The sequence below is a fragment of the Cellulomonas sp. P5_C6 genome, assembly GCF_054049635.1.
On sequence record NZ_JBFULZ010000128.1, the window covers coordinates 1 to 11,533 of the forward strand.

Sequence of the window (11,533 nt, forward strand, 5' to 3'; positions counted from 1 at the left end):
CCCGCACGGCCTGCCGCCGGGCCTTCTCGGCCACCCGCGCCGCCTGCTGCTGGGCGAGGGCGGCGGCGCGCTGCGCCTTCTCGGCCTCGCGCAGCTGCTTGGCGGCCTCCCGGACCGCCTGCTGCGCCTCCCGCTCGCGCTCGGTCCGCCTACGTTCCGCCTCACGGGCCAGGTCCTGCTCGGCCTTGAGGCGGTCGCGCTCGACCCGTTCGGCCTCCTTGCGGACCCGGTCGGCCCCCTTCTGCGCCTCCCGCTCGGCATCGCGGTCGGCGCGCTCGAGGTCGCGACGCAGCCGGTCGGCCTCCTTCGCCTCCGCGCGCGCCGCCTTCTCCCGGTCGCGACGCAGGGCGTCGGCCTCGCGACGGCCCTCGTCGGCCACTACGTCCTCGTCGTGCGCCACGGCACCTCCTTGACGGTCGATCCTACAAGTGTGTATGAAATACACACACAGTTTACGCCATACACAGAAAGCGAGATCGCGATGACTGCTCCTGTCGTCGTCGCCCGGGGGCTCCGCAAGTCCTACGGCGACCTGACCGTGCTCGACGGCGTCGACCTCGATGTCGCCCGGGGCGAGGTGCTCGCCCTCCTGGGTCCCAACGGCGCCGGGAAGACCACGACCGTGCGCATCCTGGCCACGCTGCTGCGGCCCGACGGCGGCTCCGCGCACGTCGCCGGCAAGGACGTGGTGCGCCAGCCCGCCGAGGTGCGGGCGGCGATCAGCCTCACGGGGCAGTTCGCCGCCGTCGACGACCTGCTCACAGGCGTCGAGAACATGCACCTCATGGCCCGGCTGGCGCACCTGGGCCGGGCGGAGGTGCGCACCCGCAGCGCCGAGCTGCTCGAGCTGTTCGACCTCACGGACGCCGCCGGCCGCGTGGTGAAGACCTACTCGGGCGGCATGCGTCGCCGGCTCGACCTCGCGGTGGGCCTGCTGGCCCGGCCGCAGGTGGTGTTCCTCGACGAGCCGACCACCGGGCTCGACCCGCGCAGCCGGAACGATCTCTGGGACGTCATCCGGGACGTCGTCGCCGAGGGCACCACCGTCCTGCTGACCACGCAGTACCTGGAGGAGGCCGACCAGCTGGCCGACCGGGTCGCCGTCATGGACAACGGCCGGGTCATCGCGAACGGCACGGCACCCGAGCTCAAGCGGGCGGTCGGGTCGGCGCACGTCGAGCTGCGCCTGGCCGACGGTGCCGAGGAGCGCATCCTCACCGACGGCTCCGTGCCGGACGTGCGGCGGATCCTCGCCGACATCGAGCGCCGCGGCGTCGCCGTCGACACCTGGGAGATCCGCTCCCCCACGCTCGACGACGTCTTCCTCACGCTGACGGGCCGGCCCACCGAGCCCGAGCCCGCACCCGCCCTCGTCACCGCCCGGGAGTCCTGATGACCACGCTCGCCCCGCAGCCCCCCGCCCTCGGCTGGTCCCTGCACGACTCGACCGCGCTGATCGACCGGTGCCTGCGCCGCTCGCTGCGCCAGATGGACACGATCCTGCTCGCCGTGATCCTGCCCGTGTCCCTGCTGCTCATGTTCGTCTACGTGTTCGGCGGCGCGATCGACAGCGGGGGCGGGTACGTCGACTTCGTCGTCCCCGGGATCATCCTGCTGACGGCCGGGTACGGGTCGGCGAACACCGCCGTGGACGTGGCCAACGACATGACCGGCGGCATCATCGACCGGTTCCGGTCCCTGCCCATCCGGCCCACCGGGGTGCTCACCGGGCACGTCGTGGCCAGCATGGTGCGCAACGCAGTGTCGACCGCGCTGGTCATCGGCGTCGCCTTCCTGGTCGGGTTCGACCCCGACGCGACGGCGCTGGAGTGGGCCGCGGCGATCGGGCTCATCGCGCTGTACGTCCTGGCGCTCACGTGGGTGGCCGTCGCGATCGGCCTGGTGGCGTCCGGGCCCGAGGCGGCGAGCGGGTTCACGTTCGCGATCCTGTTCGTGCCCTACGTGTCGAGCGCCTTCGTGCCCACCGAGTCGATGCCGTCGGCGCTGGAGACGATCGCGACCTACAACCCGATCACGCCGATCACCGACACCGTGCGCGGCCTGCTGCTCGGGACGCCCGTCGGCGACTCGGCACCGTCGGCCATCCTCTGGTGCGTCGGGATCTTCGTGGCCGGCCGCGTCGGGGCCGCGCTGCTGTTCCGTCGCCGGGACTGATCGGCCGGACTGCCGCGGGTCGTCGCGGCCCGCGGCATTCCTGTTGTAGACCGGTCCTATGACCGATCCGTCCCCGTTCCCGCCCACCGGCGCCCCGGAGCCGACCGACCCGACGACGCCGTCCCGCCGCGGCTGGATCATCGCGCTCGCGGTGCTGCTGGCCGTCGCGATCGTCGTGATCGTGGCGCTCGTCCTGAACGGGGACGACGAGACGCCGCCGCCCGTGACGTCGCCTAGCGCCTCGGAGAGCTCGGCGGCTCCGACTCCCACGGCGACCTCCGCGGCGCCGGAGCCCACAGCATCGTCGCCCTCCGCCGGTTGTGCACCGAACAGCGCCACCGCTCCCGCCGGCGCGGACGTCGTGACGGTGATCGACGTGGACGGCGACGGTCGCCCCGACCAGGCGTGGCTCAGCCCCGGCGCCGGTCGTGAGTTCGGCATCACCACGGCGTCCGGTGCGACCTTCTCGACGACGATCGACTCCGCGTCCCCGGTCGCGGCCTCGGCGATCGTCAACCGCGTGCAGAGCGACGGCATCCCGATCGCGCTCGTCGACCTCAGCCGTGAGGCGCTCGTCTACTCGCTGGCCGGGTGCGCCGTGACGCCCGTCGCCAACGCGCAGGGCCAGCCGTACACGTTCGACCTCGGCTTCGCCGGCGCCGGCACCGGGGTGGGCTGCACCCAGAGCGGCGGCGCGCTGCGGCTCGCGGGCCTCAACGCGGTGCAGGACGCCGACCAGAACTACACGGTGACCAGGACGTTCGTGGACCTGGACGCGGACGGCCGGCACGCCACCAACGCCGCCCCGGAGCAGGTGGCGGTCGGTGCGGCCGCCGACGAACCCGTGGTCACGACCGCGCAGCAGGTCACCTGCGGCGACCTCGTGGCCGGCGAGGACGGACCGGTCGAGCCTCAGTAGGCGGCGAGGGCCTTCTTGATGCGGGTGGTGGACACCGGCGTCGGCGTGCCCAGCTGCTGCGCGAACAGGCTGACACGCAGCTCCTCGAGCATCCAGCGCAGCTCCCGCAGCTCCGGGTCCCGCGGGTGCTTGGCGACGGCGTCGTCGTAGAGCGCCTCGACGTCCTGCACCTGCCAGGCGAGGTCCGCGTCGCGCTGCGGGTTCTCGGCGGCCTTGACCAGCCGGTGCCGGGCCGCGCGCAGGTAGCGGGCGAGGTGGGGCAGGCGGGCGGTGCCCACCTCGCTCACGAACCCGTCGTGGACCAGGCGGGCCGCCTGGGACCGGATGTCCTGGGCGGTGGCCAGCAGCGCCAGGCTGGACCGGTCGCGGATCTCGCCGTCCAGCTCCCGCCCGGCGGTCAGCACCGCGACCAGGTCGCCGACGGCCGCGTGCACGGAGTCCTCGAGCCGGCCGCGGGTGGCGGTGCGCAGCGCGGTGTACGCGTCGAGCGTGCGTACCGTCCACGCGGGCGCGGTGAGCAGGCCTTCGATCACGGCCAGCTGCACGTCCGTGACCAGCGCCTCCGTGCTCGGGTACGGGCTCGCGGCGAGCGTGAGGGCCTGCGTGCCCGTCCAGCGGGACGTGATGCGGCCGGTGGTCAGGCCGACGTCGAGCAGMAGCAGCCGCCGCAGGCCTCGGCGGGCCGCGTCCGGGCGGGCGGACTCGTCGGCCAGCGCGCGCACGGCGACGGTCCCCTTCTCCTCGACCAGCGACGGGAAGGCACGGACGCGTCCGACCTCGACGACCTCGGGCAGCTCCGGCAGGTCGGCGGGCCAGGTGGTGAGCCCCGTGCGGACGACGTCGACCCGCGGTGCCGGTGGCACGGGTGGGCGCGCCGGCTCCGGGGACGCACCCGGAGCGGCCTCCGACGTGCCGGCACCRCCCGCTCCCGCCGCACGTGCCTCCTCCATCGCCGCCCGGACCGCCGTGCGGACGGCGTCATCGACCGCCTTCTGCGTGCGGTCGGCCAGGCGGCGCTGCAGGACGAGCAGGTCCTTGCCCTCGTCGACCACTCCCCCGCGGTCGCCGACCACCCGGAACGTCATGCGCAGGTGGGGCGGCAGCCGGTCGTCGTCGAACGCGTCGTCCGGCACGTCGACGTCCCGCAGCTCGCGCACCGCACGACGGAACACCTCGCGGAACGACGGCGCCGCGTCACCCGCGCGGACGGTGTCCTCCCAGTCCGCCGTGTTCTGCGCGATCCAGGCCCCGACGCCGCGGGCGACGTCGGGCGCGGGGACCAGCTGCACGCGCACGGGCTTGGGCAGCGCACGGATGGTCGCGGTGATCAGCTCCTCGCGCAGGCCCGGCACCATCCAGCCGAAGCCGTCCGGCGTGAGCCGCGCGAGGGTCGACAAGGGGATGTGTACGGTGACGCCGTCGGCTTCTGTACCAGGCTCGAACTGGTAGGTCAGCGGCAGCCGCAGGTCGCTCTGCGGCCAGCGCGACGGGAACGCACCCTCGTCGATCGCGCCGGCCTCGCCCACCAGCAGCTCGCGCGTGAAGGTCAGCAGGTCCGGGTGCTCGCGGCGCGCGGTCTTCCACCACTGGTCGAAGTGCCGGCTCGAGACGACGTCGTCGGGGATGCGCTCGTCGTAGAACGCGAAGAGGGTGTCGTCGTCGACTACCAGGTCGCGGCGCCGGGCGCGGGCCTCGAGCCCCTCGGCCTCCGCGAGCAGGCGGCGGTTCTCGTGGAAGAACGCGTGGTGGGTGGTCCACTCGCCCTGCACCAGCGCGTGCCGGACGAACAGCTCCCGGGCGTGCTCGGGATCGACCTTGGCGTAGAGCACGCGGCGCTGGTGGACGATGGGGACGCCGTAGAGCAGCACCTTCTCGAAGGCCGTCGCCGCACCCTGCCGGGTCGACCACGCGGGCTCCGACCAGGTCCGCTTCACCAGGTGCGCGCCCACCTCCTCGGCCCACTCCGGCTGGATGCGCGCGACGTCGCGGCCCCACAGGCGGGACGTCTCCACCAGCTCCGCGGCCATGACCCAGGCGGGCGGCTTCCGGGCCAGGCCGGAGCCGGGGAAGATCGCGAACCGTGCGCCGCGCGCACCGAGGTACTCGTTGCGCCCGCGCCGGTCGGGCCGTCCGGGCGTCTTCGCCCGCGTCGAGACCTCGGTGGCCTCCTGCATCCCGATCTGCGAGAGCAGCCCGGCCAGGATCGCGACGTGGATCCGGTCGCCGTCCCACTCGAGCCGCAGGCCCTCGTCGTGCTCCGTCTGCTTCGGGGCGTTCACCACGATGCCCAGCGGCTTGGCCAGCTCGCGCAGCTGCGTGACCACGTCCTGCCACTCGCGGATGCGCAGGTAGTTGAGGTGCTCGGACCGGCACATCCGCCGGAACGCCGACCCCGAGAGGTCGCGCTGCTGGTCGCGCAGGTAGTGCCAGAGGTTGAGGTAGGTGAGCAGGTCGGAGGTGGGATCGGCGAACCGGGCGTGCGACAGGTCGGCCTTCTCGCGGTCCTCCACCGGCCGCTCCCGCGGGTCCTGGATCGAGAGGGCGGCGGCGATGATCATGACCTCGCGCGCGACCTGGCGACGGCCGCCCTCGACGATCATCCGCGCGAGCCGGGGATCCATGGGCAGCTGCGCGAGCGCGCGGCCCGTCTCGGTCAGCCGACCGTCCCCCAGCGCGCCCAGCTCGGTCAGCAGCTGGACGCCGTCGCGGACCGCGCGGGTGTCGGGCGGATCGACGAACGGGAACTCGCCGATGTCCTCCGGCGTGGTCGCGACGCCCACCGCGATCATCTGCAGGATCACCGACGCCAGCGATGTACGGAGGATCTCTGGCTCGGTGTACAGAGGGCGTGCGTCGAAGTCGTCCTGCGAGTAGAGCCGGATCGCGATGCCGTCGGCCACGCGCCCGCAGCGCCCGGACCGCTGGTTGGCCGACGCCTGCGAGATGGGCTCGATGGGCAGCCGCTGGACCTTCGTGGCCTTGGAGTACCGCGAGATGCGCGCGGTCCCGGGGTCGATGACGTACCGGATGCCGGGGACGGTCAGGGAGGTCTCGGCGACGTTGGTGGACAGGACCACCCGCCGGTTCTGGTGCCGCTCGAACACCCGGTGCTGCTCGGCGGCCGACAGCCGGCTGTACAGGGGGAGCAGCTCGACGGCGCCCGGCGTGCGGGGATCGGAGACGCGCGGACCGAGCGAGCCACGCAGGGCGTCCTCGGCATCCCGGATCTCGCGCTCGCCCGAGAGGAACACGAGGATGTCGCCGGGACCCTCGAGGCAGAGCTCGTCGACGGCCTCACAGATGGCGGTCATCGGGTCGCGGTCCTCGGCGCCGCGCTTCTTCGGAGCGGGCGCGCCCTCCTCCACGTCGGGAGACAGCGGGCGGTAGCGGATCTCCACCGGGTACGTGCGGCCGGTGACTTCCACGACCGGGGCGGGCGCGCCGTCCGCGGAGGCGAAGTGCCGCGCGAACCGGTCCGAGTCGATCGTGGCGGACGTGATGACGACCTTGAGGTCCGGTCGCTGGGGGAGCAGCCGGGTGAGGTACCCGAGGATGAAGTCGATGTTCAGGGACCGCTCGTGGGCCTCGTCGATGATGAGCGTGTCGTAGGCCCACAGCATCGGGTCGCGCTGGATCTGCGCCAGCAGGATGCCGTCGGTCATGACCTTGACCAGCGTCGACTCGCTCGACTCGTCGGTGAACCGCACCTGGTAGCCGACGACGCCACCCAGCGGCTGGTCGCCGACCAGCTCCTCGTTGATGCGCTCCGCGACGCTGCGTGCGGCGATCCGGCGGGGCTGCGTGTGGCCGATCTGGCCGGCACGACCCCGGCCCAGCTCGAGGGCGATCTTCGGGATCTGGGTCGTCTTGCCGGACCCCGTCTCGCCCGCCACGACGACGACCTGGTGGTCGCGCAGTGCGTCGGCGATCTCGTCGCGGCGCGCGCTGACCGGGAGCTGCTCGGGGTAGACGATCGGCGGGAGCTCGACGGCACGGCGGACCTCGGCGGCCCGCGCGCGGCGTGCGGCGATGCGGCCCGCGTCGTCGCGACCCGACGACCGTCGACCGGCCGTCTGACCCTCGGCCCCCGTCCGCGCCGGGGGCTTGCGGCGGCCGCGGCCGCGTCGGGAGCCCCCGCGGGGTCGCCCGTCTCCGGACCCGTGCGGGTCGGCGGGGGCGGGGGACGGCGTGCTCACGACGGTCCAGTCTCCCAGGTCGGTGGCGCGGGACGCTTCCTGATTCGTCGGAGCGCCCACGATGCGGCGCGCCACCCTCGTCCTACAGTGGCCCGCATGAGCGACGCAGCCGCACCGAGCGAGGGGGAGCGGCGCGCGATCGCGGGCCTCGAGGCCTCGGGCATCGAGTTCGACGTGACCCGGCACGGACCCGTCCGGTCCCTGGCCGAGGCGGCCGAGGCGCGAGGCATCGACCCCGCCGGCATCGTGAAGACCATCGTGGTGCGCCGCGGGGACGACGACTTCCTGTTCGTGCTGGTGCCGGGGGACCGGACCATCTCCTGGCCCAAGCTGCGCGCGCTGCTCGGCGTGACGCGGCTGTCGATGCCGGACGCGGAGACCGCCAAGGAGGTCACCGGCTACGAGCGCGGGACGATCACGCCGTTCGGCTCGCTGGTCGAGTGGCCTGTGGTCGCCGACTCGCGGGTGCCGTCGCGCACCGTGTCCATCGGGGCCGGCGCGCACGGGGTCGCCGCGAACGTGGACGGGGCCGAGCTGGTGCGTGCGCTCGTCGCGACGGTCTCGGACGTCACCGACCCCGAGGCCTGAGGGCTACTTCACGACGAAGGTCGTCGGCCGGACGGTGAGGATGACCCGCTTGTACGCGTCCTTGATCTCGTAGTCCTCGCCGTACCGCTCCTGCAGGGACTTGTAGAAGCTGGCCACCTCGTCGTCGGGCACCGTCGACTCGACGACACCGCGCACCTCGAGCGACCGGTACCCGTCCTCCGGGTCGTGGATCGAGAGGGCGATGCGGGGCTCGACCTGGAGGTTCTTGAACTTCTGCCGGGTCGACGTGTGCGTGAACCGCAGCACCTCGCCGTCCCAGACGAACCACATGACGCTGCTGTGCGGTGACCCGTCCGGCGCGACCGTCGCGAGGTGCCCGAACAGGGGGCGTTCGAGCAGGTCGGCGTGGCTGGCGGGGAGCTCGGTGGTGGCCATGCGCCGAGGCTAGCCCGGGCCGCCGACGGGAACCTGGGCGAGGGGGTGTCCGTTTCACATCTCGGATGGCGAGGCCCGTGCGGGCAGGTAACGTCATCGCGCCGGAATGCAGCTCCGGCACCGGCGGGGGAACGGAACTGAGGAGCGATGGACCTGTTCGAGCACTCGGCCGCGGCCGGGACCATCCAGGTCGAGGCCCAGGACGACCGCACGGTGATCGTCCTCATGGGGGAGATCGACGCCGCGCTGCGTGACGAGGCCAGCGCGTGCATGGGCCTGGCCCTGGTGAACGGCAACCCCGTGGTCGTCGACTCCACGCGGGCCACCTTCATCGACTCGTCGGGCATCGCCTTCGTGCTGCAGCTGCACCTCGCCGCCGCCGAGGCGGGCATCCCGGTCTCCCTGCGCGACCCGCACCGGGTGCTGCGCGACGTGCTCGACATGGTCGGGCTGTCCGGGGAGCTGCCCTCGACGGTCTGACCCGTCGACCGGTGTGACCGACACCCCGCCCGCGTCGGACGGTGTGTCAGTGGCCTGGTTTACGTTCGCGGCATGCGGTTGTTGCACACGTCGGACTGGCACCTGGGCCGGACGCTGCACGGGGTCGATCTGCTCGACCACCAGGCGGCGTACCTCGAGCACCTGGTCGATGTCGTGCGCGCCGAGGACGTGGACGCGGTGGTCGTCGCGGGGGACGTGTACGACCGGGCGATCCCGCCGGTCGAGGCCGTGACCCTGCTGTCCGAGACCCTCGCGCGGCTGGCCGAGCACACCACCGTGGTCGTCACGTCGGGCAACCACGACTCGGCCACCCGCCTGGGCTTCGGCTCGGCGCTCATGCGGGACCGGGTCCGGCTCCGCACGCAGGTCGCCGGGCTGGCGGAGCCGGTGGTGCTTGCCGACGACGACGGCGACGTGCTCGTCTATGGGATCCCCTACCTCGACCCCGACTTCGCCCGGGTCCAGCTGGCCGACGGCCCGGAGCCGCTGGCCCGCTCGCACGAGGCCGTTGCTGCCGCGGCGATGCGGCGGATCCGTGCCGACCTGGCGGCTCGCGGCGGGTCCGCACGGCCGCGGTCGGTCGTCGCCGCGCACGCGTTCGTGATCGGCGGCGCCCCCACGGAGTCCGAGCGGGACATCCGGGTCGGCGGGGTCGACCAGGTGCCGGCCGGGGTGTTCGAGGGCGCCGACTACGTCGCCCTCGGCCACCTGCACGGCCCGCAGGGCCTCACCGGTCCGGAGGGGACCACCCTGCGCTACAGCGGTTCGCCGCTGGCCTACTCGTTCTCCGAGCAGCACCACGCGAAGTCGACCGTCCTGGTGGACCTGTCCGGGTCCGCCGTCCGCACGTCGATGATCGCTGCACCCGTCCCGCGGCGGCTGGCCGACGTCACCGGCACGCTCGAGGACCTCCTCGGTGCGGCGGGGGAGAAGCACGTCGACTCGTGGGCCCGGGTGACCGTCACCGACGCGCACCGGCCCGAGGACCTCTACCGCCGTGTCAAGCAGCGCTTCCCGCACGCGCTCGTCGTGCAGCACCGCGCGGCGGAGTCGGCGACCACGCCTCGTGCCGCGGTCATCACGGCGGCGCACGACCCGCTCGACGTGGCGGCCGACTTCCTCGCCCACGTCACCGGCCACCGGCCCTCGGCGGCCGAGGTCGACGTGCTGCGGCGCGCGTACGAGGACGTCGCGGCGATCGAGCGGAGCGCCTGATGCACCTGCGCTCCCTGACGGTCCAGGCGATCGGACCGTTCGCCGGCCGCCACACGGTCGACTTCGACGCGCTCGGTCAGGCCGGGCTCTTCCTGCTGGAGGGCCCCACCGGGTCGGGCAAGTCGACGCTCATCGACGCGATCGTCTTCGCGCTCTACGGCAAGGTCGCGTCCAGCGAGGCCTCCGAGGAGCGCCTGCGGTCGGCGTACGCGCCGGACGACACCGAGAGCGTCGTGGACCTGGTGTTCGAGGTCCCGTCCGGCGTCTACCGGGTCCGGCGCACCCCCGCGTACCAGCGGGCGAAGCGGCGCGGGGCCGGCACCACTACGGCGAACGCGACCGTCAAGGCCTGGCGCCTCCCCGCGGGCGCGGAGCTGGACCCGGCCGGTCTCGATGCCGTCGGGGTCCCGCTGGGCAACCGGCTGGACGAGATCGGCGCCGAGATCCAGAAGGCCGTCGGGCTCGACCGCACTCAGTTCGTGCAGACGATCGTCCTGCCGCAGGGCGAGTTCGCCCACTTCCTGCGGGCCAAGCCCGAGGAGCGGCGCGGCCTGCTGCAGAAGATCTTCGGCACCGAGGTGTACGAACGGCTGCAGCAGCGGCTGGCGGAGATGCGGCGGGAGGGCGACCGCGCCAGCGAGGCTGCTCGTGCCGCGCTGACGTCCGGGACGTCTCGGCTGGTCGGGGCCATGCGGCTGACCGACGAGGAGGCCGCGGAGCTCCGCTCGACCATCGAGGCGGCGATCCTGCGCAACGACGGGCTGGTGTCCGCCGTGCGGGCCGCGGTCACCGAGCGCACCGACCTGCTCGACGGCCTGGCGGCGACCGCGCGCGCCGCGGCGCTGTCGGCGGAGGCGGCACGGCAGTCGGCCCGCGAGCACCTCGACCAGGTGACCGCCACCGACGCGCTGCTGCGCCGCCGCGACACCCTGCGGGCCGAGCGCGCGGCGCTGGACGCCGCCGCCGAGATGAACACCGAGGCGGTGCTGCAGCTGACGGCGGCCCGTGCGGCGCGCGCGGTCCGTCCGCTGCTGCAGGGCGCCGAGCGTGCCGGGACCTCCCTCGATGCCGCCCGCAAGACGCTCACCGCTGCGCTCGACGGCGCGCCCGACGACATCGCCACGCCGCCGAACGGCTCTGACCTGCGCGTCCACGTGCAGGCCGCGGGGCGCTCGGCGGTCGAGACGTCCGCGGCGCTCGGCCGGCTGGTCGAGGTCGAGGCCGGCCTCGAGGGGCGTCGGCGGGCCGTGCGCCAGGCCGGGCACGCGATCGACGACCTCGTCGCGGCGATCGCGGCCGACGACACGTGGCTCGCCGCCCGCCCGGCCGCTCGCGCCGACCTGCTCGCCCAGCTGGAGATCGCCCGGGCGCGCGCGGCGTCGAGGGGTGACCACGAGTCGACGCTGGCGGCCGCCCTCGAGATCGTCACCGCGCACGCCGACCTGGCCGCGGCCGAGCACTCGCGCGCCGAGGCCGTCGACGCGCGGGCGGCCGCGGGATCCGCCGCGACCCGTGCGCTGGGCGTCGAGCGCGACCTGCGCGC

The 11,533-nt window shown here is 73.8% G+C and carries 9 protein-coding genes and 1 pseudogene; 7 read left to right on the forward strand and 3 right to left on the reverse strand.

All coding sequences use genetic code 11. The features are described from left to right. A pseudogene (locus ACXJKG_RS14290) lies at positions 1–400 on the reverse strand (hypothetical protein); the annotation flags it as partial. Between the two features lie 81 nt (positions 401–481). Here ACXJKG_RS14290 and ACXJKG_RS14295 point away from each other — a divergent pair. From ACXJKG_RS14295 to ACXJKG_RS14305, 3 genes are read left to right on the forward strand one after another with little or no spacing between them, the layout of a single operon-like run. Then, complete coding sequence (locus ACXJKG_RS14295) at positions 482–1,393, forward strand: ATP-binding cassette domain-containing protein (protein WP_456846411.1); 912 nt, start codon at positions 482–484, stop codon at positions 1,391–1,393. Then, a complete protein-coding gene (locus tag ACXJKG_RS14300; RefSeq protein WP_456846412.1) occupies positions 1,393–2,175 on the forward strand; it encodes an ABC transporter permease in 783 nt (260 codons plus the stop codon). Before ACXJKG_RS14295 ends, ACXJKG_RS14300 begins: the two co-directional genes overlap by 1 nt. A gap of 58 nt (positions 2,176–2,233) precedes the next feature. Continuing rightward, positions 2,234–3,094 (forward strand): hypothetical protein, encoded by an 861-nt coding sequence (locus ACXJKG_RS14305; protein WP_456846413.1) that lies wholly within the window; start codon positions 2,234–2,236, stop codon positions 3,092–3,094. Here ACXJKG_RS14305 and hrpA read toward each other — a convergent pair. Continuing rightward, positions 3,088–7,290: an ATP-dependent RNA helicase HrpA gene (gene hrpA / locus ACXJKG_RS14310; protein ID WP_456846414.1), complete on the reverse strand. Its 4,203-nt coding sequence runs from the start codon at positions 7,288–7,290 to the stop codon at positions 3,088–3,090. The genes ACXJKG_RS14305 and hrpA overlap by 7 nt on opposite strands. Positions 7,291–7,386: 96 nt before the next feature. On the opposite strand from hrpA, the gene ACXJKG_RS14315 reads away from it, so the two are divergent. Next, the gene (locus tag ACXJKG_RS14315; RefSeq protein ID WP_456846415.1) at positions 7,387–7,878 is read left to right on the forward strand and encodes an aminoacyl-tRNA deacylase; all 492 of its coding nucleotides are present in this window, start codon (positions 7,387–7,389) and stop codon (positions 7,876–7,878) included. Between the two features lie 3 nt (positions 7,879–7,881). Here ACXJKG_RS14315 and ACXJKG_RS14320 read toward each other — a convergent pair whose 3' ends face one another. Beyond that, entirely contained in the window at positions 7,882–8,274 is a 393-nt protein-coding gene (locus tag ACXJKG_RS14320) for a PPOX class F420-dependent oxidoreductase (protein ID WP_456846416.1), read from the reverse strand. Positions 8,275–8,421: 147 nt separating this feature from the next. On the opposite strand from ACXJKG_RS14320, the gene ACXJKG_RS14325 reads away from it, so the two are divergent. From ACXJKG_RS14325 to ACXJKG_RS14335, 3 genes are all read left to right on the forward strand, one after another. Continuing rightward, positions 8,422–8,754, forward strand: coding sequence for an STAS domain-containing protein (locus tag ACXJKG_RS14325; protein WP_456846417.1), 333 nt, complete (start codon positions 8,422–8,424; stop codon positions 8,752–8,754). 72 nt (positions 8,755–8,826) lie between these two features. Continuing rightward, positions 8,827–9,990 carry an exonuclease SbcCD subunit D gene (locus ACXJKG_RS14330; RefSeq protein ID WP_456846418.1) on the forward strand — a complete coding sequence of 388 codons (1,164 nt, stop codon included), beginning with the start codon at positions 8,827–8,829 and terminating at the stop codon, positions 9,988–9,990. After that, a partial coding sequence (locus tag ACXJKG_RS14335) for an AAA family ATPase (RefSeq protein WP_456846419.1) occupies positions 9,990–11,533 on the forward strand: 1,544 nt, incomplete at its 3' end. The genes ACXJKG_RS14330 and ACXJKG_RS14335, both read left to right, overlap by 1 nt.